Origin of the sequence: Moraxella sp. K1664, assembly GCF_039693965.1 — a bacterium.
Lineage (GTDB): Bacteria > Pseudomonadota > Gammaproteobacteria > Pseudomonadales > Moraxellaceae > Moraxella.
On record NZ_CP155576.1, the window covers coordinates 712,160 to 736,171 of the forward strand.

Annotated in this window: 20 protein-coding genes; 11 read left to right on the plus strand and 9 right to left on the minus strand. The window is 46.0% G+C overall.

From position 1 onward, the window contains the following. Nucleotides 1-37 precede the first annotated feature (37 nt). The 10 genes from AAHK14_RS03800 (at nt 38) to AAHK14_RS03845 (ending at nt 13,281) form a co-directional block, all read left to right on the plus strand. Nucleotides 38-514 (plus strand): DUF6631 family protein, encoded by a 477-nt coding sequence (locus AAHK14_RS03800; RefSeq protein ID WP_065255159.1) that lies wholly within the window; start codon nt 38-40, stop codon nt 512-514. 14 nt (nt 515-528) lie between these two features. Continuing rightward, a complete protein-coding gene (locus AAHK14_RS03805; protein WP_065255213.1) occupies nt 529-717 on the plus strand; it encodes a hypothetical protein in 189 nt (62 codons plus the stop codon). Between the two features lie 24 nt (nt 718-741). Continuing rightward, nucleotides 742-1,986 (plus strand): hypothetical protein, encoded by a 1,245-nt coding sequence (locus tag AAHK14_RS03810; protein WP_065255158.1) that lies wholly within the window; start codon nt 742-744, stop codon nt 1,984-1,986. Between the two features lie 26 nt (nt 1,987-2,012). After that, on the plus strand, nt 2,013-5,117 hold the full coding sequence (locus AAHK14_RS03815) for a transglycosylase SLT domain-containing protein (protein WP_065255157.1): 3,105 nt from the start codon (nt 2,013-2,015) through the stop codon (nt 5,115-5,117). A 215-nt stretch (nt 5,118-5,332) separates the two neighbouring features. Continuing rightward, nucleotides 5,333-6,166 (plus strand): hypothetical protein, encoded by an 834-nt coding sequence (locus tag AAHK14_RS03820; protein ID WP_065255156.1) that lies wholly within the window; start codon nt 5,333-5,335, stop codon nt 6,164-6,166. Nucleotides 6,167-6,175: 9 nt separating this feature from the next. Continuing rightward, a complete protein-coding gene (locus tag AAHK14_RS03825; RefSeq protein ID WP_065255155.1) occupies nt 6,176-7,072 on the plus strand; it encodes a hypothetical protein in 897 nt (298 codons plus the stop codon). Beyond that, nucleotides 7,073-8,794 carry a hypothetical protein gene (locus AAHK14_RS03830; RefSeq protein WP_065255154.1) on the plus strand — a complete coding sequence of 574 codons (1,722 nt, stop codon included), beginning with the start codon at nt 7,073-7,075 and terminating at the stop codon, nt 8,792-8,794. Between the two features lies 1 nt (nt 8,795). After that, nucleotides 8,796-9,635: a phage BR0599 family protein gene (locus AAHK14_RS03835; RefSeq protein ID WP_065255153.1), complete on the plus strand. Its 840-nt coding sequence runs from the start codon at nt 8,796-8,798 to the stop codon at nt 9,633-9,635. A 10-nt stretch (nt 9,636-9,645) separates the two neighbouring features. After that, the gene (locus AAHK14_RS03840) at nt 9,646-12,054 is read left to right on the plus strand and encodes a hypothetical protein (RefSeq protein ID WP_065255152.1); all 2,409 of its coding nucleotides are present in this window, start codon (nt 9,646-9,648) and stop codon (nt 12,052-12,054) included. A 372-nt stretch (nt 12,055-12,426) separates the two neighbouring features. Then, nucleotides 12,427-13,281 (plus strand): DNA adenine methylase, encoded by an 855-nt coding sequence (locus AAHK14_RS03845; RefSeq protein ID WP_197035874.1) that lies wholly within the window; start codon nt 12,427-12,429, stop codon nt 13,279-13,281. A gap of 63 nt (nt 13,282-13,344) precedes the next feature. Here AAHK14_RS03845 and AAHK14_RS03850 read toward each other — a convergent pair whose 3' ends face one another. From AAHK14_RS03850 to rdgB, 9 genes are all read right to left on the minus strand, one after another. After that, nucleotides 13,345-13,731, minus strand: a complete 387-nt coding sequence (locus AAHK14_RS03850; RefSeq protein ID WP_065255150.1) for a hypothetical protein — start codon at nt 13,729-13,731, stop codon at nt 13,345-13,347. A 280-nt stretch (nt 13,732-14,011) separates the two neighbouring features. Further along, entirely contained in the window at nt 14,012-15,184 is a 1,173-nt protein-coding gene (gene fadA / locus AAHK14_RS03855) for an acetyl-CoA C-acyltransferase FadA (RefSeq protein ID WP_065255149.1), read from the minus strand. A 25-nt stretch (nt 15,185-15,209) separates the two neighbouring features. Next, nucleotides 15,210-15,599: a type II toxin-antitoxin system VapC family toxin gene (locus AAHK14_RS03860; RefSeq protein ID WP_065255148.1), complete on the minus strand. Its 390-nt coding sequence runs from the start codon at nt 15,597-15,599 to the stop codon at nt 15,210-15,212. Beyond that, nucleotides 15,600-15,830 (minus strand): hypothetical protein, encoded by a 231-nt coding sequence (locus tag AAHK14_RS03865; RefSeq protein ID WP_062498744.1) that lies wholly within the window; start codon nt 15,828-15,830, stop codon nt 15,600-15,602. It lies immediately after the preceding gene. Between the two features lie 9 nt (nt 15,831-15,839). Continuing rightward, nucleotides 15,840-17,990, minus strand: coding sequence for a fatty acid oxidation complex subunit alpha FadB (gene fadB / locus AAHK14_RS03870; RefSeq protein WP_065255147.1), 2,151 nt, complete (start codon nt 17,988-17,990; stop codon nt 15,840-15,842). 239 nt (nt 17,991-18,229) lie between these two features. Then, the gene (gene clpX, locus AAHK14_RS03875) at nt 18,230-19,513 is read right to left on the minus strand and encodes an ATP-dependent protease ATP-binding subunit ClpX (protein ID WP_065255146.1); all 1,284 of its coding nucleotides are present in this window, start codon (nt 19,511-19,513) and stop codon (nt 18,230-18,232) included. Between the two features lie 59 nt (nt 19,514-19,572). Continuing rightward, nucleotides 19,573-20,226 (minus strand): ATP-dependent Clp endopeptidase proteolytic subunit ClpP, encoded by a 654-nt coding sequence (gene clpP, locus AAHK14_RS03880; RefSeq protein ID WP_065255145.1) that lies wholly within the window; start codon nt 20,224-20,226, stop codon nt 19,573-19,575. Between the two features lie 373 nt (nt 20,227-20,599). After that, entirely contained in the window at nt 20,600-21,934 is a 1,335-nt protein-coding gene (tig, locus tag AAHK14_RS03885) for a trigger factor (RefSeq protein ID WP_065255144.1), read from the minus strand. Nucleotides 21,935-22,066: 132 nt separating this feature from the next. Next, the gene (rdgB, locus tag AAHK14_RS03890) at nt 22,067-22,684 is read right to left on the minus strand and encodes an RdgB/HAM1 family non-canonical purine NTP pyrophosphatase (RefSeq protein WP_065255143.1); all 618 of its coding nucleotides are present in this window, start codon (nt 22,682-22,684) and stop codon (nt 22,067-22,069) included. A 150-nt stretch (nt 22,685-22,834) separates the two neighbouring features. Between rdgB and AAHK14_RS03895 the strand changes: the two genes are divergently transcribed. Then, nucleotides 22,835-24,007 carry a YjgN family protein gene (locus AAHK14_RS03895; RefSeq protein WP_065255142.1) on the plus strand — a complete coding sequence of 391 codons (1,173 nt, stop codon included), beginning with the start codon at nt 22,835-22,837 and terminating at the stop codon, nt 24,005-24,007. Nucleotides 24,008-24,012 lie beyond the last annotated feature (5 nt).

Genomic DNA, 24,012 nt, shown 5'->3' on the forward strand with positions numbered 1-24,012 from the left:
AATTTGGGATATTTACCCAAAAAAATGGAGCAATAAAATGGCAAAAACCCTAAGCCCTGATGAACTTGCCGAACTTGAACACCAAGAACAAGAACAGGCACAAAGCCAAGCCCAAAATGACGAGTTCGCCCAAGACCTGAGTATTTTATTTCCCAACCAGTCTCTACTGCTTGGTGGCAAAACCGTCAAACTCAAAGAATACGCCTTTGTAGAATGGCTTTCACTTCGCCAAACTTACGCCCCTTTTATTGCCAAATTTACCACGCTTATGACCGCCAATGATGATGTGCTGGTGGACGATGTGCTTGAATTTTTTGAAAATGAATTTGCCGATTTAAAGGGCTTATTGTTGGCAAGCATTGACGAGTCTGCCGACTTCTTGGACGGCTTGACCCTAACTGAAATGGAAAGTCTCATGCTTGGTTGGTGGCAGGTCAATAAGCATTTTTTTATGAAAAGCGTGGTGCGAGCCGTCCGAAAAAATCAAACACAAAGCCCGTCAGTTGGGGTGTGATTATCCAAACCCTTGTGGCAAATGGACACAATTTTGGGGCGATTGGTGGCTACACAGAGCGACAAATTGAGTTGTTTTATCACACCATTATCAAGCACCAAAACGCCCAAAAAGCCGACACCATTGAAGCGGTTAATCTTGGCTTTAATGGCGGTAAAGAAACCACGCAGTATCTAAAAGAATTGAGAAATGGGGCTTTTTAGCCCTATTTTTATAGGAAAATAATTATGGCAAATAACAACCTAGAACTGGCGTTACGCATTCGTGCTGATGGCGCCCAAGCGGTCAGTCAATTAAACAGCTTGCAAAGCAACATCACGCAAACAGGACAGGCGACCACCACCACCCAAAATCAATCCGCCCAAGCGACAAGCCAAACTACCCAAGCAATCAATCGCCAAGCCCAAGCCCTAGAAAATGCGTCTGACAGTCTTGATTTAAGCCAAGAAATACGCCAAACCCAAAGGCTTGGGCAAGCAATGGACGACACCGCCCAAGCAACCCAAAACACGGTCAATATCAACGAGCGAATGGAGCAATCCTTACGCTCGCTCACGCCCCATTTTATGAGTTTGATTGGTCTATCAGGTGGGCTTTTGACCGCCAGCCTAAACGCTCTTGAAAAGTCAGCACAGCTTAAAAATCTCTCCACCATTTCAGGCATGAATGTGGAGCAGTTTCAGTATTTTGCCGTTGGTGCAAAGTCGGTTGGCATTGAAATGGACAAATTGTCCGATATTTTCAAAGACACTCGGGATAAAGTGGGCGACTTTTTGACAACGGGCGGTGGCGAACTCCAAGACTTTTTTGAACAAATCGCCCCACAGGTGGGTGTAACCGCCGAGCAGTTTCGCCATCTAAGTGGTGCGGATGCATTACAGCTGTATGTAAACAGTTTAAGAGAAGCCAATGTCTCTGAGAATGAAATGATTTTCTATATGGAAAGCATTGCCGATGAAGCATCGGCACTTTTGCCCCTTTTGAATGAAGGGGGCGAAGGATTTAGACGCTATGGCGAACAAGCACAAAGAGCAGGAGCGATTTTAAGCCAAACAGCAGTCAATGATGCCCTAAAAGCCAAATCTGCCATTAGTGAATTTAGCAATGAAATGCAGGGTGTGGGCAATCGGATTGTGGTTAATCTGATTCCTGCTTTGCAATTTGTCAGCCAGCACCTTGACGCACTTGTTAAGGCAGGGATTGTGGTGGCAAGCGTATTTGCAGGGCGAATGACGGCGACTTTTGTTGCAACTACTGTTGAGATGATTAAATTGCAAGCCCAAACGATGATGACTGCCGTGGCTCAGGCACGGCTTGGCGAAGTGTCGTTATTGACCGCAACTCGGCTCAACGCCCTAACAATGGCATCACGAATGCTGACGGCAAGCGGTGGCTTGATTGGGCTTGGGGTGGCGGTGGCAAGCATTGTCGCTGGCTTTCTGCTCATGAAAAATCGTCAGACGATGTGGTAATAAGCCTTGATGACCAAAGAAAATCGGTGGCTGAGTTAAAAGCGGAATACAGTCAGCTTTCTGAAATCCAAAAACGGGTTAAATATGGCGAACAACTGGATAAAATCAATGAACTCACAAAGGCATACCACAAACAAGCCGATGCCCTAGAAGGGGTTATTTTGGACAGTAAGGGGTTTTATCGTGCCAGCATTGAGCAACAAGACCAGATATATGCTCTCGTTCAAGCCTATAAAAATGGCACGCTGTCAGCCGAACAACTTGCCAACGAAATGAATAAATTGGGCTTTGTCAGCGATGAGTTAAAGCGTAGAATTGATAAACAAGCCACCGCCACCCAGCTTGCCAAAAACGAGCTGGACAATGCCAATGATGTATTATCCGCCTATCAAGGTAAAACTATTTCAGCTACATCTGCCACCAACGGGCTGTCTAGTGGGCTTGACAATGTCGGCAGATCCGCCGAAAAAACCACCGCCAAGATTGGCGAATTGTCCAAGCAGTATAAGGATTTGATGGAGCAGACCAAAAAAGATATTTTTGAGCTTGAAATGACCAATGCTCTTATTCAAAAACACGGGTTTGAGCCAGAAAGAGCGAGTGCCATTGCCAAAGCAAGAAGTGCCAAAGGGTCGGACTTAACCAAAGACGACATTACCTTGATTGACAGACATTTGTCCGCCCAAAACAAACATGCCGAATTAACCAAAAAAGACGAACCCAGCACTACAAGTGCCAAAAAATCTACCACCCCACGAGTGGTGGGCATTGTGGGCGATACAGGCATTGGGGCGACTCACTTGGACATTCGCCGTGCAGACGGCAAAAAGCCCACTCAGTCCGACCTTGACCGTTTTCGGGCAGGGGGCAAAAAGCTGACCGATTACCGAATGACATCAGGCTACGGCTGGCGAAATATCAATGTGGCAGGTGCGTCCAAATTTCATAAAGGCTTGGACTTTGCCATTGCCACAGGCACAGAAATTACCACCACCGTCCCTGTCAAAGATGTTAAAAAATGGTATGATAAAAAAGGTGGCGGTTATGTGAGTGATGTTATTTTTGAAGACGGCTTGGTAATAAAACTACTCCACCAAGACCCGTCTATGCAACGAAAAGTAAGCACAGGGGCAAGCGGTGGCAGTAGTTCTCCCACCAAATCCACCGCCAAAGCCGACAAACCTGCCTATTCATATAGCCCTGCCGACATCAAGGCAATGCAAAAAGTTCAATCGCTGGTGCGTGGCTCAGAACTTGCCAACATCGCCCAAAAACACGGCGTGCCTGTTGAGTTATTGGAAGGCTTGATGATGCAAGAGTCTCGTGGGCAACAATACGCCAAAAGCCATACAGGGGCGTTGGGTTATTTTCAGACCACAAGCGGATTTCGTCAGCAATGGGGACTTAGCCGTGATGACAGCTTTGATTTAATCAAATCAGGCACGGCAACGGTCAAATCGCTTGCCCAAGCCTTTAAGCATTTTGGTAACTGGGAAGATGCCATTCGCTCACACAATGCAGGTGTGGCAGGTACAGAGAAATTTAACAAAACAGGCAAAGTTGGCAATAGCAAGGCTCGCAATGATGAAGTGCGTGAGTATGTGCCAAAAATCGCCAAATGGTCAGCGTGGTTTGGTGATGACCGCCTAAATAATCCAAAAATCCAAGATGACGGCAAAGACCACCGTGCCTTTGTTGACGCTCAATTTCAAGCCGAACAAGAAGCCAAACGCCAAGCCGAAGAGCGAGCCAAAGAGCAAGCAGAACTGGCACGCCAGCAAGCCGAAAAACGAGCTGAGCTGTTGTATGAATTTGCCAGCGACCCAGTTAAGCTAAAAACCGATTATGAGAAAAAAGTGTCCGAAATCAAGTCGGCAGGGTTTGAGCCAGCCCAAGAAACCGAGCTTTTACAAAAGGCGGAGCAAGAATACCAAGATAAGCTGACCCGTCGCCCAGAGATTTTGGAGCGAGCGTTGGGGGCGGTTAAACAGCTTGAACAGGACTTTTTGGGGGCGACAGTCAGTGAGCATGAAAAAACCATGCACGACATAGAGCATAAATATGATGACTTACTTGCCGACATCAACGCCTTAAAAGAGCTTGCCATTGACCCTGTACATTTGGCAGAGCTGACCGATGCCGAGCGTAAAATTCGGCTTATCATTGACAAAGAGAAGCTAAAAGCCGAATATGACAATGCAATGGCGGAGCTGGATAAAATGCAAGCAAGCAAACAACAACAGCTTGATATTTTACAACAACGCTATGATAACACCAACATGACCGCCCACGAATTTCACACCCAAAAACAGGCGATTGACACAGAAATAAACCCCCAATTACAAACAATGGCGACTTATGCCCAACTACTCGCCCAAAGTCTAGGCGATGCCTTTTCGGTGGAAAAATTAGGGCTATTTATTGACGGCTTAAACCAAGCTCAAAGCAGTTTTCAGCAGTTTTTACCAACCGCCGAACAGTTAAATGACCGCATTACCAATGGGCTAACAGACGCATTTTTTGCGTTTGCAGACGGCACAAAGTCGGCAGAAACCGCCTTTCGTGAATTTGCGTCCGCTTTCTTTCGTGAGATTGCTCAGATGATTTTAAAGCAGATGATTTTTAACGCCATTTCAACCGCAGGTAAAGCAGGTGGTGGCGGTTGGGGCGGAGCGGTGGCTGGCGTGATTGGTTCGGCTTTTGGTGGCAAAGGCTATGCAACAGGTGGCTATACAGGCAAAGGCGGAAAATACGAGCCAGCAGGTATTGTTCATAGAGATGAATTTGTTATCAGAAAAGAGATGACCAACCAAGTGGGGGCAAAAGAATTTTTGGCACAATTTAACCGCTACGGCATGAATGCCATTAAAGGCTTGCAAGGCTATTCAAGTGGTGGTTTGGTAGGGGCAAGTGTGCCACAAATATCCGCTCCAAGCATTCAAGCCCCAAAATTGTCTAGCCCTAGCGAAAAAATCGCCCAATCCACCAGTTTTAATGCCAATCAAAACTTTTACCTTGTGGACGACCCCAGTCGGATTTTAGACACGCTTAATTCATCACAAGGGCAAGAAAACTTAGTGGTAATGATGAGCCGAGACCCTGAGAAGTTTAAGACGGCTCTGCGGTTGTAAATGTTTAAAACAGGTTAAAAGACGGTTTAAAAAACTTAGGTTATGATAGCCTAAGTTTTTTATTTTACAGCTAGCAAAATTAAATTTTACTACACAAACCACTCGCCCTAAGCTTGTCAAAAATTCGGTTTCTTCTATGGTTTGACAGGCTTTTCATGAGTGGAAAGCGTAGCACTTTTTCATTTTGCAGAGTGTACTTAAATTTTGGAATAAAAATGCCACATGACATCGGTTTTGTAACTGCCCAAGACGGCAAACCTGCCCATTATCAAATGCTCCAAAAAATCAAGGAATTAGCCGTCCGCTCGGGCGACTGGGAGCTTTTGCGTGAAGATACTAGCACCAAAAACCACGAGATTATCTTAAAGGGGCGTGGATATAGCAAACAAGAAGAGATTTTTGTTGGTGTGCGTACTTATCAAAACCCACAAGCCGATTATTATAATTTGGCGGTGGCGACTTTTACAGGCTATGTGCCGTCCAACCCTTTTGACAATCAGCCGTCTGCCGTGTTAAGCGGTGTGCCAGCCCATAACCAACGCATTGATTATTGGCTGACGGTAAACCCACAACGCATTGCGTGTTGTATGAAAGTTGGTACGCCTGTTTATGAGCATTTCTACATTGGCAAGTTTTTGCCCTATGCTCGCCCCAGTCAATGCCCTTATCCTGTGGTGTGTGCAGGTATGTTGCACGGCGTGCCAGCCACTCGTTTTTCGGACACCAACCACAGTTTCCCTTATAAAGGCAACCGCAAAAATTTGGCAATGCGGTTTAACACAGGGGTTTATCTAAATGTAGAGTGCCATCCGTATAACTCATCACCCCTAACGAGTTCACGCCAGTTAAGAGATACCAATGGCGTGTATCCACTTATGCCGATTATTTTAACGGACAATAATGGCATTTATGGCGAGTTTGACGGTGTGCGGTTTGTCAGTGGCTTTGATAACGTAACCGAAAATATGTGTGGCGATGACTGGGTGGTACTACAAGACGTGGGGCGGACGGGCTTTAACGACTACATCGCATTGAGGTTAGATAAATAAGGGGCAAAAATGGCGTATTGTACAGGTCAAGCAAATAGCCATCGGCAACTGGCAAATATCTTGGTGGAAAAATGCCAAGTTCATGGGTGGGTATGGCAACAGGGTATTTTGAGTAAAAATAACTGGTTTATCAAAATTTCAGTGCAAGAAAATCCCATGTCAAATCAAGGTATTATTATAACAGGTGGTACGGGTCAGCAGGGTGCGACACTGGTCAATGCGAGTGCAACATCGGTAAGAATGGGTAGTCCGCACACGTCTGAGCTTTTGATTAAATTCCCTGTGTTGTTTCATTTATTCATCTTTGAAAATGAGGTGTATTTAATTGCAAAATCCGACCATGACAAATATTATTATCTGGCATTTGGTGGCTCTGAACTGGTCAATCAAGCTCAGGCGAATGGGCTGTGGCTATCGGCAACAGCATGTTATCACGGATACTGGAGTCAATCCATAAGTATTTATGAAACAAATGGCGGTGCTGGCGGTGGTGGCAATCCTTCTGCGGTTGCTCCGTTTTGGAATAGGAGTGGGTTTAGTGAAAATTGGTCAAATGCCGTGATTTGTCATGGGCTAAACGATACACTTTGGTCATCTGGCAGTAGTATCGCTTATGCGACGTTTGAGCCACTCATCAGCCGTCTGCCCACCGCTCATTTTGCTGACAGTCCGCTATTGCCTTACAACGTCTATCTGCAACGCCCCCAAAACAAACTTAGTCTTATCGCCCAGTTTGACAACGCTCGTTTTTTACGCATTGACAATCACGAACCCGAGCAAATCATCACATTGGGGCATGAACGCTGGATGATTTTTCCGTTTTTTAGAAAAAATATCGCCAGTAGAAGTCGTGGTTATGGAAATCACACAGGCACATTTGGCTGGGCAATCCGCTACGAGGGCTAAATGGCAATCATACAATACAGCGTAACGCAATCAGGATTTTTGCTTGATAATCAGTATCTAAGCCAAGACTTAAATGGCTTGACTGGCGAGTCGTGGTATCCATTTTCTAATGCTCAAAACAGCCGTGTTTCTGACGGTTTGGCATATCGTTTAACCAATCATCTGCCCATTACCACCGACCCACGCACGATAAAGCACATCATCGCAAAAAGCTATGTGGACGATTTTTATCATCGTATCCACATTGACAACTTGCAAGCGGATTTGGGCGTGGTGGCAAGTAAGCAGGTCATCAATTTTGCCCTTTGGAATGCCTATTTTGAGCCGTTGGACTTTACACGCATTGACGGCTTGGCGGTGGGAGCGTATTTTGAACCACACGATTTGCCACCACTGATTTTTGAAGCATTGCAGGAGCGGACTTGGCAACTGCATATTTTACCAGACGGCGATGCCCGTTTAAGCCTTGATTTGGCATGGCGATTTATCGGCAAACACACCAAAAACGCTTATCAAGTAGCAAGTCAGTTAAGCGGTCAGCGTGTCATTGGTTTTGCGTGGCTGATTGACTGGGATAAGGGCGTAGCCGAGAGCCTTGCTTGGCACACCGACATTTTGCAATCCCAAACAGGACACGAGCAACGCCGTAGTTTACGCCTTGCCCCACGCCAAACACTTGATGTGAATTTGCTTTTACACGGTCAAGAACGCACGCTGTTTGACTTAGCAGTGACCGCTTGGGCGAGCAAAAATTTTGTTGTGCCTGTGTGGTTTTATCAAGCCTATTTGACGACAAAAATTAACAGTCAAAGCCGTGTCATTCTTTGCGATACCACCCAAATCCCTTATGCTAATTTTCAATACGTCATGCTGATTAAAGACGCATTTAACTACGAAGTGAGCGAAGTGGGGGCGGTCAATGATGGTCAAATTGTCCTAAAACGCCCCTTGCAAAACGCTTGGGAGCGTGGCACGCAAATTTTTCCTGCTCTGTCTGCCCAATTAAACGGCTTGCCAAGATTGACTAAGCACAGCAGTCAAGTAATGCGAACCGCTGTCAGCCTACAAGCGGTGGACGGTGTGAACCTGCCAGACCCTGTCAAGCCTGACACATTTAGGGGTTATCCAGTCCTATCCATTGCCCCCAATGAAGTGGATAATTTGACCCACAGTTATGAACGCTTGCAACAACAACTGGACAATTTGTCAGGTCGCCCCCTTTTGGTGGACAGTGCCAATGCCAGTTTTTCCTTATTCCAGTATCGTTGGTTTTTGGCAGGAGCTGAACAGCACCAAGAATTTTATGCGTGGCTCCATCTATTGAACGGACGGCAAAAAGCGGTGTGGCTACCGACTTTTAGCGGTGATTTACAACTTGTCAATGCCATATCGTCAGGCACACGTTTTGACGTGGCAAACTGTGGCTATACCAAGTTTGGGCAAGGACAAAACGGGCGACAATACATTTATATTGAGTTGCACGGTGGCGAGCGGTTGTATCGCAAAATCATATCATCGCAGGAGCTTGGGGCGACAGAGCGTTTGACTGTTGATGAGTCATTTTTAAATAATATTGCCACAAACCAAGTCAAACGCATGAGTTTTATGAGCCTTTGCCGTCTTAACAGCGACACTGTTAATATCGTTCATCACAATGACATTCAAGGGCTATCAACGGCAGAGATGACTTTTCGGGGCATTAAAGAACAGGAGAATAGTTAGAGTGAGTTTTGCCGACTTTGAGACATCATTACAAAACGCCCAACCAATCCGCCTGTATCAGTTTAGTCGTGGGGCATGGCGGTGGGGCTACACGTCAGCCGACCGTGATGTCAGATTTCAAAACATGAATTTTGTGTCGCTTTTGGGTGGGATTAAAGATGACGGCATTCGCCAAACGCAGGACAGTGGGGGTGATTTATTGACCTTAACCGTGCCGTCATCGTGCGATTTGGCTCAAATGTATCGGCATTTTGCCCCTGCCCAAACGGTCAATTTGACCATTTTTGATTTACATTATCCCGAGCTTGCCAGTACCGAGCAAGGGGCATATTTGGCGGTATGGAAAGGCTTTGTGGTTGGTGTCAAATTTGTGGGTGACCACACTGCCCAAGTGCAATGCCAAAATTTATCCGTATCGCTTGAACGCACAGGACTTAGAAAAACTTGGAGCAAGCTGTGTTGTCATCAGCTCTATGGCAAGGGGTGCAACCTAGACAGACAGGCATTTATGAGCGAGATGACTGTTGTGGCGGTGGACAGCTCATTTGTAGATGTGGTTTTGCCAAGCGATAAATCATCGGACGATTATTTTACAGGCGGTTATGTACAATGGTCGTCCGAGTACGGCATTGAACAGCGTGGCATTGAACGGCAACTTGGCAACCGCTTGCAACTGTTTGGCGGTGTACAAGGCTTGACGGTAGGGCAAAATATCAAGGTTTTTGCAGGGTGCAACCGCACCTTTACCGCTTGCCAGAGCAAATTTAATAATACTGATAATTATGGCGGTAGTCCACACATGCCCCACAAATCGCCTTTTGACGGCACACCAATTTTTTAGGAGATAAAATATGTGGGTACAAGTCGCCTTATTTGTTGCATCACTGGTCATCAGCTATCTTTTACAGCCCAAGCCACCCCAAGCTAAACCGTCCGCTTTTGATGATTTTAAATTTCCAACGATTGATGACGGCACGCCACGCATTGTCGTGTTCGGCGATGTGTGGATAACTGATTGGTGTGTGATTGGGGCAGGTAATTATCGCACCAGTCCTATTGTCAAAAAACAAAAAGGGCTGTTCGGCTCAAAACGCCAAACGGTGGGGCATCGCTATTTGATGTCGCTTCACATGGGGCTGTGCATGGCAATGGATGAGCTTTTGCAAATCAAGGTTGGCGACCGTGTGGCATGGCAAGGAGTTGGTGGCAGTGCCAACCAAAGCCATGTCCGCATTCACAAGCCTGATTTGTTTGGCGGAGATGATAAAGAAGGGGGTATTGACGGCACGCTTATCATCATGAAAGGGGCAAGCGACCAACAGCCATTACCGCAATTACAACGTATGTATAACAGCCCAGTCCCTGCCTATCGTGGGGTGGTAACGTTCTTTTTTGACGGCATGGTGTGTTCAGGTTCGCCCTATCCAAAGGCGTGGTCGTTTCGTGTTTGTCGTACGACTTGCGATTGGTATAATGAAAAAGCAACGATTTGGCTGAACGATGACAACGGTAATCAGATTAAGGCAATGAACCCTGCCCACATTATTTTTGAAGCCCAAACCAACGAAGATTGGGGGCGTGGTACAGACTTAGGACAGCTTGACCTTGACAGCTTTAAACAATGTGCTGATATTTTGCATAATGAGCGGTTTGGTATGTGCATCGCTTGGAAACGCCAAGATACTTTAAAGCAGTTTATTCAGCAAATCCTTGACCACATTGGCGGTGCGTTGATGATTGACCGCACCACAGGCTTGTGGAAACTTGTGCTTATTCGTGAAAGTGATAGTCCTGACAGCTTGCCAAGTTTTGACTACGGCACGGGCATTTTACGCATTGAAGAAGACAACAACTCGTCCAATGATTTAGTAACCAATCAGCTTGTTGTCAGTTATACAGACCCTGTGAGTAATGAAACTCGCACTGTCCGTACCGAAAATCTCGCCAGCATTCAACGAGACGGCATTATTTTGCAAAATAAAACTTATGTCGGACTACCAACAGCCGATTTGGCAGGACGTGTCGCTAGCCGTGATATGAAAATTATCCAATCTCATCTAAAAAAGTTTAAAATCGTGTTAGACAGACGAGCCTATGCCCTGCAACCTGCATCTGATTTTGTGCTAAAAATCCCCCAAAGGGGCATAGAAAGCATCATCATGCGAGCGGTGCGTGTGGAGCATAATGAGATGACAAATGGCGAAATCATGGTAACGGCGGTGCAAGATGTATTTGGCTTGCCCCGTACGACTTATCAGCAAGTTCAGCCAAGCCTATGGATACAGCCCAATCTTAATCCAGAGCCGATTGTGCATTCACGGCTTTGGCAGTTGCCTTATACGCATTTGCTGGACAATTTTAGTCATGAACAGCTCAAAAATGCCGATGATTATGTCCTTGTGTTGGCAGAACGCCCAAACAGTCTGCAACAGTCTTTTGAAATTTGGGCTAAAACCACCGATGAACAAAACGAACACTATGCAGGGCAAGGGCAATTTGTCGCTCGTGCAGTAGTGCAAGAGGCTGTTTTACCAACCAGTCAAGTTACCATATTGACACTTGATGCAGTGGATATGGCAAGCATCGGTCAGTGTGCATTGCTGAATGATGAGATTGTGCAGATTGTACACATTGAGCAATCTCAATATCAAATTCATGTCAAACGTGGCTGTATAGATACTGTGCCGACTGCTCATGCCCAAAATTCGGTCATTTGGCTGTATGGCGACATGGCGACCGTTGCCGAGCGAGCTTTTATGGCTAATAAAACCGCTCAAATCAAACTACTTTCGCAAACTTCGCAAGGTACGTTGGATGCGTCAAAAGCGACAGTAAATTCGCTTTTAATAACCAACCGCCACGTTCGCCCCTTTGCCCCTGCTAATGTGCAAATCAATGAATTGTCTTACCCCAATCAAATCCAAACCCTAAACAAAATCTCGTGGGTAGGACGCAATAAAATCAGCCAAGATGTCGCCATTTTAGACCAAACTGCTCCACACCAAGAGCCTGAAACAGGGGCAACGGTTAGCCTAATTATCTCAAAGAAAACAAGTGCTAACGGCTCATATCAACGAGTGGTGCAAAAAGACGGCATCACAGGCTTTTTTATTGACATTGTCAAAGAAAATCCCAACAATGACGAAACAAAACTCGTTGCTAATCTTGAAAATGCAGTAATGATAAAAGTAGAGCTGTGGGCAATCAAAGACGGCTTGGAGAGCTGGCAACGGCACAGTATAGAAATGGCGGTGGTGTAGTTTTTAAAATAGGTTAAAAGACCACTAATCAGATGGGCGATAAAATGCACGACTTAAAACTGGGGACGACAACTTGTTGGAGCAAGTTGCCGACCTTCTGACAGACAAGTGTCAAAAGCCAAGCCCAGCCGTTGTGTACACAACACGGCTATTTTAGCAAAAATGCAATACCATTGCAAAATTTAAATAGGTTATTTATGAACTTTATCACTTGTCAATCTTGCCATAAAAAATTACTTAAAATCGCAAACTTTGACCGTTTGCAGGTCAAATGTCCACGTTGCAAGGCAATCAACAACTATCAAGCTAATCTGAACGCTGTAAGCATCCTATCCGAAGTCCACGAGACTCCAAACAACAATGGAGAGTCTCATGGAGCAACCCCAAAAGCCCAATAAACCCCACAGCCAATCGCCTTTGCCCTTCATCGGACAAAAACGGCAAATTATCCAAGCCTTTCGCAATACCCTTAACCGCATTATTCCAAATGACGGTCAAGGGTGGACGGTGGTGGATGTGTTTGGTGGCAGTGGCTTACTTGCCCACAACGCCAAACACCTAAAACAGAAGGCAAGGGTCATCTATAATGACTTTGACAATTTTAGCCAAAGACTTTATCATATCCACGACACCAATCGCCTACGCCAACAGCTTTATGCCATTTTAGAGCCGTTACCACGAGCCAAACGCATTGATAATGATGTCAAGGCACAATTATTGGAGGTTATCCAAGCCTTTGATGGCTTTGTGGACTGCCATAGCGTTTCCACTTGGCTACTGTTTAGTGGTAAGCAAATCAGCCACATTGACGAACTGCCTAAGCACGAGTTTTACAACACCATTCGTAGGAGTGATTATCCAACGGTGGGCGGTTATTTGGACGGCTTAGAAATCGTGTCGGAGAGCTTTGAAGTCTTGATGCCTAAATTTTATCATCAAGATAAAACGCTGTTTATCCTAGACCCACCTTACCTACGCACCAAGCAAGAAGCCTATGGTTTGGGTGAGTATTTTGGTATGATACAGTTTTTAAAGCTGATGAAGTGGGTAAGACCGCCGTATTTGTTTTTTAGCAGTACAAAAAGCGAATTTATGTCGTATATGGATTATGTCAAGGCACATGAGCCTGAAACATGGGAGCGTGTGGGGGATTTTGAAAAATTATCTTTTATCGCTCATGTCAATAACAGCTCAAAATATGAAGATAATATGGTGTTTAAAATTTAAGACCACAAGTAGAAACCGTATTGCGTAATTTGCAATAAAAAACCGCTTAATTTATCTCAAAAATTAGGCGGTTTTATTTCGCTCGGCATCAATCATTTTTACCGCTCTTTGATAGGCGTTTTTTAAGTGTTTTAATACTTCTAAATTATCGCCTTTGATAAGCAGGTTTTGGCTATTGATATTTTGGGGAGCTTGATTGTGCGATTGATTTTCGCCAAATAAGGTAATGGGCGGACAATCACGCAAATAACAGGCATAGGATTTGCCAAGCCAGTTTAATTGATAAAATTCACGACTGCTAACAATGTCTGATGATTGCAATTCGCTTGCCATTTTTTCAGGTAAAAAATGACCGTCTTTATCAAAACAGTTGGGGAAATGCTCTTTTAAAAGGGTAAGTTTTTCGTTTTGGACGGGGCTATTTTGGTCAAAAAGTTTTTGGATAATCATGACAAATCCCCTTTGATGAATTGGGGATTTTGGGCGTGGTTATGGCTTAATTGCGAATTGCGAATTGCGAATTGCGAATTGCGAATTGCGAATTGCGAATTGCGAATTGCGAATTGCGAATTGCGAATTGCGAATTATTGTAATGGCGGTTTTGATAATGTCAAGGGGCATGACGTTTTTTTCCAAAAATTTTTTTAACCTTTTATTTTAGCACAGTTTGACAGTATTGCAACACACCCAAAAAATAAGAGCGTATCGCTACGCCCTTATTGTGTTTGGATTACACCCTTTCAATCACAGTCGCAATCCCCTGCCCCAGTCCGATACACATGGTGGCAAGCCCGATTTGGGTGTCTTGTTGCTCCATGACGTTCAAAAGCGTGGTGGTAATTCTCGCACCAGAACAGCCTAATGGGTGTCCTAGGGCAATCGCCCCGCCATTGTGATTGACAATGTCTTGCTTATCATACAGCCCCAAGCCTTTTAGCACCGACAAGCCTTGGGCGGCGAATGCTTCGTTTAGCTCCACCGTTTGAATGTCATTGATAGACAGCCCTGCTCGTTTTAGTGCCTTTTGGGTGGCAGGGACAGGACCATAGCCCATAATCGCCGCATCGCACCCTGCCACCGCCATGGAGCGGATGACTGCTCGTGGGGTCAGCCCAAGCTCCTTAGCTTTGCCTGCCGACATGATGAGCATGGCGGACGCACCGTCTGATAGGGCGGACGATGAACCTGCCGTTACCGTGCCGTTTACAGGGTCAAATACGGGTCTGAGCTTTTGTAGGCTCTCAATATTAGCATCAAAACGAATGACTTCGTCCACCGTGCATAACTGCAAATTGCCCTGCTCGTCATGCCCTTCCACGCCCACGATTTCTTTATCAAACCGTCCTTCTTGGGTGGCTTTGGTCGCCTTGACGTGTGAGTCTAGGGCAAATTCGTCCTGCTCGGCTCGGCTGATGTCATTCATACGCCCAAGCATTTCGGCGGTTAGCCCCATCATGTTGGACGCTTTGGCGATGTGCTTTGAGCTACTGGGGTTGATGTCCACGCCGTGCATCATGGCAACGTGTCCCATATGCTCCACGCCCCCGATGATAAAAATGTCGCCTTGGTGGGTCATGATTTGGGCGGCGGCGGTGTGTAGGGCTTGCATGGACGAGCCACACAGGCGGTTTACCGTTTGTCCTGCGACGTGCTTTGGAATGCCTGCCAACAGGCTTGCGTGGCGAGCGATGTTCCAGCCTTGCTCCAAGGTTTGATTGACACAGCCCCAAATCACGTCTTCGATGTCATTAGGGTCAAAATCATTTCGCTTGATTAGGGCTTTCATCAGCTCTGCCGACAAGGTCTCGGCTCGCACGTTGCGGAACATACCGTTTTTGGATTTGCCCATGGCGGTGCGTACGCCATCTATAATCACTACGTCTGTTGGGGATAGGATTGTCATGGTTTTTTTCCTTAAAATTTGTGATTTAAAAAATACACTTTACGTCATATTTTACAATATGCTCATCAAGGGTAATCAATGTCAAATCGTGGTTTATCGCTTGGGATATCAGCAATCTATCAAAAGGGTCTTTGTGATGAAATGGCAATCTTTGCAAGCCCAAAATATCACGCTCTTTTATGGGCAAAATAATGTACAAGTTATTTGCCTTAATATGCTCAATCGCTTGGGCTAGGGGCGTGTTTAGGGTTAATTTTCCCAGTTGCATTTTTATCTGCAACTCCCACAGGCTTGCCATACTAAGATAAATATGATGATTGGGATTGTCCAAAATCGCTCGGACTTGCGGACTTAATCGGCAAGGCTCGCTGTCCGCCCAAATATAAATGTGCGTGTCAATCAAAAACGCACTCATTTAAGCATGCTCCCCAAGCCAAAACTCATCGCCAAGCTCATCATCAAAATCATCACTGATTGCCACCACCCCCAAACTCATCGCCCCAAGACGGCTCATTTTGGGTTTGCCGTCATCGTGATTGGCAAGCAAAAACTGAGCAATGGACGCCCGTTTTTGCAAATCCAAATTCGCCATGATAGGTAACACAGCTTGCACTTCTTGGGGTAAGTTTGGGGGCAACTCAATCATCAAAACTCCTTACTGATAAAACGTCTCGCCACGCTCTGCCATGTCTCGTAGCATTTGCGGAGCTTCGTACGCCTTGCCCAGATGAGCGTATTTATCACACAAAGCAACAAATTCTTTTACGCCCACTTGGTCAATGTAGCGACACGCCCCACCACGAAACGGCGGGAAGCCAAGCCCCATAAGCATCGCCATGTCCGCCTCGCCTGCACTTGCCACGATATTATCTTCTAGGCAACGCACCGTCTCGGTACAAAACGCCACCATTAAGCGGTCAATGATCTCTTGCTCGTCAAAGTCGGCACTACCATCCTGCACCGCTTTTAGTAGCTCATAAGTGGTCGTATCCACGCTCTTTTTGGGCTTGCCTTTTTTGTCAAGCTCATATTTATAAAAGCCCACGCCATTTTTTTGACCCAGACGGTTATTTTCAAACATGACAGTCGTGGCAGTCTTGTAGTCAGGGTTCATACGCTCGGGAAATGCGTCCGCCATGACCGCACTGGCATGAACGCCTGTATCAATACCCACCACGTCAAGCAAATAGGCAGGCCCCATGGGCATACCAAACTTTTCCATGACTTTATCAATCTTGACAAAATCCGCCCCGTGTTTGATAAGTAAATCAAACGCTCCAAAATAAGGGAACAGCACACGGTTCACCAAAAATCCTGCACAGTCATTGACCACAATTGGCGTTTTGCCCATTTTTTGAGCAAGGGCAACCGTGGTCGCCACCGCTTCATCGCTTGTCCGCTCGCCACGGATAATCTCCACAAGGGGCATACGATGAACAGGGTTAAAAAAGTGCATACCCACAAAATTCTCGGGGCGTTTTAGCGACTTGGCAAGCTCGGTAATGCTAATCGTGGACGTGTTGGACGCAAGAATAGCCGTGTCTTTAATCAAGCTTTCGGTCTCGGCAAGCACCGCTTTTTTGATTTTTTCGTTCTCTACCACCGCTTCAATGACGATATCAGGCGTGCCAAAATCGCCATAGTTTAGGGTTGGGCGGATTTTGGATAGGGTTTCGCCCATTTTGGCAGTGCTGATTTTGCCACGTTCCACTTCTTTGCTAAGGAGCTTGCTCGCTTCATTCATGCCTAGGTCAAGTTGCTCTGCCTTGATGTCTTTCATGATGATGGGCAAGCCCTTGACTGCCGACTGATAAGCGATACCACCGCCCATAATCCCTGCCCCAAGCACCGCCATTTCATTGATGTCATGGGCGGTTTTGGCGTGGTCTTTGGCACGTTTTTTGACAAGTTGGTCATTTAAAAACACACCGACAAGGGCGGTTGCCTGTGGGGTTTTGGCAGATTTGGCAAAATTGGTCGCTTCAATCTTAATCGCTTCATCACGCCCCAAATTAACGTGGTTTTCTATCGCATCTAGGGCAAGGGCAACGGCAGGATAATGCTTGGGGTTTGCCTTGGCAAAAATCACGCCTTTGGCAGAGTTAAACGCCATTGCCTGCTCGGTTTTGTTAAGTTTGACAGGTTCTAACTTCTCGGCACGTTTGGCTTGCCAATCTAGCTCGCCATTTATGCACTTTTTGACCAAATCCAGAGCCGACTGCTCCACGCTCTCGTCCGCCACGACAGCGTCCACCAAACCCACTTTTAAGGCATCATTAGGTTTTAGGGGATTGCCTGTGGCGATAAGTTCTAGGGCGTTGTCAATGCCGATAATGCGTGGCGTACGCACACTGCCACCAAACCCTGGGAAAATACCAAGCTTGGTCTCGGGCAAGCCAATCTGAGCCGACTGCCCCATGACACGGTATTCACAGACAAGGGTCATCTCACACCCACCACCCAACGCCGCGCCATTGATAGCCGATACCTTGGGAAATGGCAAATCTTCAAAACGGTTAAACACGCTGTTGATGTCAAGTAGCCAGTTTTCTAGCTCTGCTTGGGGTTTTTTGAAATAACCGACAAACTCGGTGATGTCCGCCCCTGCGATAAAGACCTTTTTGCCTGAGGTTACAATCAAGCCTTTAATGCTCGTATCCTGCTCCAAGGCGGTTACGGCTTCTTTGAACTCGGCATTGGCGGCTTGGTCAAATTTATTGACCGACTCGCTTTCATTATTAAAATGAAATTTGACAATGTCGCCGTCTAGTCGGCTAACTTGTATGGATTTTCCACTATAAATCATGATTACTCCTGTTATGTCCCCCGATGGGGTTTGGTTAAATATCACTCATGATACGACCGATATGGGCAAAATAACAAATCACATTTGTCATCTCCATCTCGCCCACGATCCATCACTGGCAGTGCCTACTTACTATATCACAATCATTTAGGCAAAATCACGACCATTTTGTAACATTGACTTGTTGGTCATTTTCCAATAAAAAAGCGAACCATCGTCCGCTTTTTGTTTCATGCACCTTATTTAATCACAGGCTCTTTACCGTCTTCTATCACCGCACGAGTTACCACCACTTCTTTGGCACTCTCCATGCTCGGCAATTCGTACATGGTGTCAAGCAGGGCATTTTCGATGATAGAACGCAAGCCCCTTGCCCCTGTCTTACGCTTCATCGCCTGCTTGGCGACTGCCGTTAGGGCTTCATCTTCAAAGGTCAGCTTCGCCCCTTCCATGTCAAATAGGTATTCGTACTGTTTGGTCAAGGCGTTTTTGGGTTCGGTGAGAATCTGAATCAGAGCATCTTCATCTAACTCATCAAGCGTGGCAATCACAGGCAGACGTCCGATAAGCTCAGGGATGAGACCAAACTTAATCAAGTCCTCAGGCTCGACTTCTTTGAACAGCTCGCTGATTTTGGTCTCTTCTTGGGCTTTGACATCGGCATTAAAACCAATGCCCGTCTTCTCCGTGCGTTGCTGGATGATACGGTCAAGCCCTGCAAACGCCCCACCGACAATCATCAAAATGTTGCTGGTGTCCACCTGAATCATCTCTTGATTGGGGTGCTTACGACCACCTTGGGGCGGAATATTGGCAACCGTCCCTTCGATGAGTTTTAACAGAGCCTGCTGAACGCCCTCGCCCGACACGTCCCGAGTGATAGAGACGTTTTCGCCTTTTTTGCTGATTTTGTCAATCTCATCAATGTAGATAATCCCACGCTGGGTGCGTTCCACATCGTAGTCGGCAGATTGGAGCAGTTTTTGGACGATATTTTCCACGTCTTCGCCCACATAGCCCGCCTCGGTGAGTGTGGTCGCGTCCGCCATGGCAAATGGCACATCTAGCATCTTAGCAAGGGTCTGAGCAAGCAGGGTTTTGCCCGAACCTGTGGAACCGATGAGCAGGATGTTACTTTTGGCAAGCTCCACGGGCGAGATTTTGTTATCGGCACGCACTTTTAGGCGTTTGTAGTGGTTATAGACCGCCACGGACAACGCTTTTTTGGCGGTGTCTTGACCGATGACGTATTCGTCCAAATGCTCACGAATCTCTTTGGGCTTGGGTAGCACCGCACTCGCCCAGTCTTTATCATCGGCTTTGGCTTTTTTGGCTTTGGCGTGGCTTGGCTTTTTGCCTTGCTCATTTTTGGTGTCCAAATCCATACCGCCCAACATGTCGCCACACAGCTCCACGCACTCGTTACAGATGTTGGTATTCTCATCAATGCCGGCGATGAGCTTTTTGACTTCATTTTTTTTCTTGCCACAAAAGGCACAGCACGGCTCTTTGGTCTTAGTCATCAGTTTTCCTTTATTACATCTTTGCTAGGCAGGATAAGCCTGCCGTTATCGGTTATTTGCTATACAGGGCGTTTTTCAAGCACGGCATCCACCAAGCCATACTCTTTGGCTTCAAAGGCATCTAACCAATAATCACGCTCGACGTCTCGCTCGATTTTTTCAAGCGGCTGACCGGTACGCTCGGCAAGAATGGCATTTAGGCGTTCACGGATTTTTAGGATTTGTTTGGCACTAATCTCAATGTCCGTTGCCTGACCCTGAGCCCCGCCCGATGGCTGATGAATCATCACACGGCTATTGGCAAGGGCATAACGCTTACCCTTGGCACCTGCCGCCAACAGGAACGACCCCATACTACACGCCTGCCCTAGGCAGATGGTAGAAACGTCAGGCTTGATAAAGTTCATGGTATCAAACATCGCCATGCCTGCGGTAACCACACCACCGGGGGAGTTGATGTATAGATGAATGTCTTTTTCAGGGTTGTCCGCTTCCAAAAATAGGAGCTGGGCGACAATCAAGTTTGCCATGTGGTCTTCGACTTGACCAGTCAAAAAAATCACACGCTCACGCAAAAGACGTGAGAAAATGTCAAACGAACGCTCGCCACGACCTGACTGCTCAATCACCACAGGCACAAGGGCAGACTGGGGGGTAGCGTGAAAGGTGTCGGCGAGTTGGTCATAAAAAGGGTTTTTGCGAAAATCACTCATACAATGTCCTGTTAAGTCTTGGGCGCGCCTGCCCTTTATAACACAATTTAAAATTTAGAAATATTTTAGAAATAAACTACCTGTTTTTGCATGAAAAATGGCTATCCGACCACTTAATTTACAAAGTTAAGTAAAAATCTTAAAAATTTAGCCAGTTAAGTGGTCGGATTGTTTTCCATCGTCAAAAGCTCGTTTGATAGAACGACTATCAGACTTCGCTTTTTCCTTGAAAAACGGGCGATTTCCCCTATTTTTCATTGCAAATACAAAAGGCAGGCACGCCCTTAAAAATTCAAATGAAATCAAGCTATTTTACCACAAAATAAAAATACCCCAACACTTTTTGTTAGGGTATTTGTGTCATTTTGGCAAATTACATTTGGGCTTGCTGAGCTGCCGCCAATAGGTCTTGGTATTTGACTTCTTTGTCGGTCACTTTACCTTGTGATAGGATGTATTCTACCACTTGATCTTCTAGTACGACCGCTTCGATGCCAGCACGCTCTTGTTTGTCGTTGGTGTAGTACTCGATGACTTCATCTGGGTCTTCGTAGTTTTCGGCAGCTTCTGCGATAAAGGCAGTCACACGCTCTTGGTCAACTTCTAGCTTTTGCTTGTCGATGATTTGACCGACCAACACGCCTAGACGTACCGCACGCAACGCTTGGTCTTCAAACAGCTCATCAGGGAGCATGTTTTTGTCAAAGGTATTTGGGTTGGCACCAAACTGCTGAGCAAAGCGTTGTAGCATTAGGTTACGCTGACGGTCAATCTCCCCAGCAAGCATGGCATTTGGCACGTCAAATTCGTTTTTCTCAACCAACGCATCAAAGGCAGCTTGCTTGACTTGGTTGCGAGCGGCACTCTTAATCTCACGCTCCATGTTTTTACGAACGTCTGCTTTTAGCTTGTCAAGACCGCCTTCACTCACGCCGAACAGCTCAAAGAATTCATCGTTTAGCTCAGGTAGTTTGGCTTCTTTGACTTCTTTAACGGTGATTTTAAAGTCTGCTTCTTTACCTTTTAGGTTCTCGGCTTGATAATCTTCTGGGAAAGTCACCTTGATGGTTTTTTCTTCGCCCGCTTTCATGCCTTTCATCCCGTCTTCAAAGCCTGGAATCATCTGACCTGAACCGATGATAAGACGGAAATTCTCGGCACTGCCACCTTCAAACTTCTCGCCATCGATTGAGCCTTCAAAATCAAACGTCGCTTCATCGCCGTCTGCCAGCTCGCCATCTTTGGCTTCAAAGGTTTGGCGTTGTTTTTGTAGGTTTTCAATCATGGTGTCCACGTCTTCATCAGACACGGTGGCAACTTGACGCTCTACTTCAATCTCGCTCAGACCTTTAACTTCCACTTCTGGCATGGTCTCAACAGACGCTTGGTATACCAAAAAGTCGTTTTCTAGCTTGACATCATCAATGCTAGGCACGCCCACGGCACGCACTTTTTTGTCAGCCAATACTTCAAAAACGGTGTCACGAATGACGTCATTGATGACTTCTTGTTGAATGCCGGCACCATACTGAGCACGGATGTGGCTCACAGGCACTTTACCTTTACGAAAGCCATCAATCTTGGCAGTTTTGGCAAGGCTACGAATACGGCTCTCTACTTTGCTCTGGATGGTACCAACAGGCACTTTAACGGTCAATTGGGTTTCTTTGTCTGAGATGACATTTACAGCAACGTCTAAGTTACTCATGGGGAATCTACCTTAAAACTTGTTAAAATTCAATCACTTATCAGTGAAATTCTCAAAAATCTGGGCAGGCACTTAATTACAACGCCCACAAAAATCCTAAAAGATGAGTAGTATAGCTTTTTTTTGGCAAAATTACAACCTATCAAATTCGCCCTGTTTTAAATGGGCGATGAGCTTATCCAAGGCTTGCCCACGGTGGCTTAGGGCGTTTTTGGTGGTTTTATCAAGCTCGGCAGATGAGCTGTCAAGGCTTGGCACATAAAAAAGCGGGTCATAGCCAAAGCCATTTTCGCCCCGTGGTGCGTCCAATATCTCGCCTACCCACTGCCCCTGTGCAATCATCGGCAAGGGATCATCGGCATGGCGAACTAGGGCAAGCACGCAGATAAATTTACCGACAATGGGTGTACCGTTTCTAAAAGGGGCAAGCTCTGTCAAGAGTTTGGCGTTATTGGCATTGTCATCGCCGTGATTGCCCGAAAATCTCGCCGAATAAATCCCTGGCATATTGCCAAGCACAGGCACACACAGTCCGCTATCGTCCGCTAGGGCAGGCAGTCCGCTTGCAGAACTTGCGTGCCGTGCCTTAATAATGGCGTTTTCTATAAAGGACAATCCTATCTCATCAGCGTCCGTAATGCCAAGCTCGCCTTGGGGGATGATACTAATGCCTAGATTTGCCTTGTCAAATAGGGATTGAAATTCGGTAAGTTTGCCTTGGTTGTTGCTTGCTAGGATAAGTTTTTTCATAAAAATTAAATCTTAGTTTAGATGTCTTATTTTACCATAAAATTAATCAAATCTTAACTTTTGTATTTTTGGTTTGACTTTGGTATAATTTGTGTAAAAAAATAAGTCTTATTCTCATGACTTTTATTCAACACCATATAAGGACACAACATGTCACTGCCCCCAAATGAGTCTTTTGCCAACGATATTTATCACACCCCTTTTGATACACCCCCTACCCTACCCCCTGCCCAACCTGATGAGCCGTATCAATATGACTTTCATTTTTATGGGACAGGGTCAGAGTATTTTAGGATTTGGATTGTTAATTTGCTTTTGACAATCATCACCCTCGGGATTTATTCGCCGTGGGCAAAGGTTCGTCGTCTGCGGTATTTTTATGGCAACACCGAGCTAAACGATGAGTCGTTTGACTTCACCGCCAACCCTAAGCGGATTTTGATTGGGCGTCTCATCGCAATTGGTGTCTATCTTGTCATCAGTGTGTTGGGGGAATTCTCGCCTGTCATCACGATGGTAGGGGGTGTTTTGATGATGGCAGTATTTCCATGGCTTGTGCGTTCTACATTACGCTTTCGGGCAAGGAACAGCCAATACAAAAACGTCCGCTTTGCCTTTGTGGGCAGTCTGCTTGGTGCTTATATGCTGTTTGGCTTGATTGTTTTTGCCAATATTCTCATCATTGGGGCAGGTTATTTGAGCATGAACTTGCAGATACATGATGTCATTGGCATGATGGTGATGGTGATTGGTTTTGTCTTACTTGCCCCATTTGCATGGCGACTATTTAAGAGTTATCAGTTTAACAACACCCAATTTGGCAAGATGGCGTTTACCTGGCACGCCAGCATGCTTGATGTGTATAAGGCGGTTGTGATGCCAATTGCAATTGCTGTGGCGGTGTGTGGACTGTTCATCATAGGTTTTGGTGGTGTTGAAAGCACAGGGACTATGCTCATTGTCATTATTGGCATGTACCTGATTGGCATGTACCTGATGGCACTGCTTATCTTACCGCTTATTCAAGCCTGTCTGCACAAGGTCGTGTGGGACAACTTGACCATTGGCGAGAGTGAGTTTGTGCTAAATGAGTTTAGCATTTTTAGATTTGCTTTTATTCAATTTACCAACTTTTTGCTGATTGGCTTGACACTTGGGCTATTTACCCCGTGGGCGGCAGTGCGACTGCATCGCTACAAGACCGAGACGCTGTCTTTGCTCAGTTATGAGAATTTTGATGAACTTATCACACCCCAAATGGTAGAAGAATCCGCTTTGGGCGAAGAGATTGCCGATGTGTTTGACATTGATGTGTCGTGGTAGGTTGT

Excerpts from the sequence above, each read along its gene's own strand:
- AAHK14_RS03800 (WP_065255159.1), top strand. The coding sequence starts at position 38 with ATGGCAAAAACCCTAAGCCCTGATGAACTTGCCGAACTTGAACACCAA.
- AAHK14_RS03810 (WP_065255158.1), top strand. The coding sequence starts at position 742 with ATGGCAAATAACAACCTAGAACTGGCGTTACGCATTCGTGCTGATGGC.
- AAHK14_RS03820 (WP_065255156.1), top strand. The coding sequence starts at position 5,333 with ATGCCACATGACATCGGTTTTGTAACTGCCCAAGACGGCAAACCTGCC.
- AAHK14_RS03825 (WP_065255155.1), top strand. The coding sequence starts at position 6,176 with ATGGCGTATTGTACAGGTCAAGCAAATAGCCATCGGCAACTGGCAAAT.
- AAHK14_RS03830 (WP_065255154.1), top strand. The coding sequence starts at position 7,073 with ATGGCAATCATACAATACAGCGTAACGCAATCAGGATTTTTGCTTGAT.
- AAHK14_RS03840 (WP_065255152.1), top strand. The coding sequence starts at position 9,646 with ATGTGGGTACAAGTCGCCTTATTTGTTGCATCACTGGTCATCAGCTAT.
- AAHK14_RS03845 (WP_197035874.1), top strand. The coding sequence starts at position 12,427 with ATGGAGCAACCCCAAAAGCCCAATAAACCCCACAGCCAATCGCCTTTG.
- AAHK14_RS03850 (WP_065255150.1), bottom strand. The coding sequence starts at position 13,731 with ATGATTATCCAAAAACTTTTTGACCAAAATAGCCCCGTCCAAAACGAA.
- fadA (WP_065255149.1), bottom strand. The coding sequence starts at position 15,184 with ATGACAATCCTATCCCCAACAGACGTAGTGATTATAGATGGCGTACGC.
- AAHK14_RS03860 (WP_065255148.1), bottom strand. The coding sequence starts at position 15,599 with ATGAGTGCGTTTTTGATTGACACGCACATTTATATTTGGGCGGACAGC.
- AAHK14_RS03865 (WP_062498744.1), bottom strand. The coding sequence starts at position 15,830 with ATGATTGAGTTGCCCCCAAACTTACCCCAAGAAGTGCAAGCTGTGTTA.
- fadB (WP_065255147.1), bottom strand. The coding sequence starts at position 17,990 with ATGATTTATAGTGGAAAATCCATACAAGTTAGCCGACTAGACGGCGAC.
- clpX (WP_065255146.1), bottom strand. The coding sequence starts at position 19,513 with ATGACTAAGACCAAAGAGCCGTGCTGTGCCTTTTGTGGCAAGAAAAAA.
- clpP (WP_065255145.1), bottom strand. The coding sequence starts at position 20,226 with ATGAGTGATTTTCGCAAAAACCCTTTTTATGACCAACTCGCCGACACC.
- tig (WP_065255144.1), bottom strand. The coding sequence starts at position 21,934 with ATGAGTAACTTAGACGTTGCTGTAAATGTCATCTCAGACAAAGAAACC.
- rdgB (WP_065255143.1), bottom strand. The coding sequence starts at position 22,684 with ATGAAAAAACTTATCCTAGCAAGCAACAACCAAGGCAAACTTACCGAA.
- AAHK14_RS03895 (WP_065255142.1), top strand. The coding sequence starts at position 22,835 with ATGTCACTGCCCCCAAATGAGTCTTTTGCCAACGATATTTATCACACC.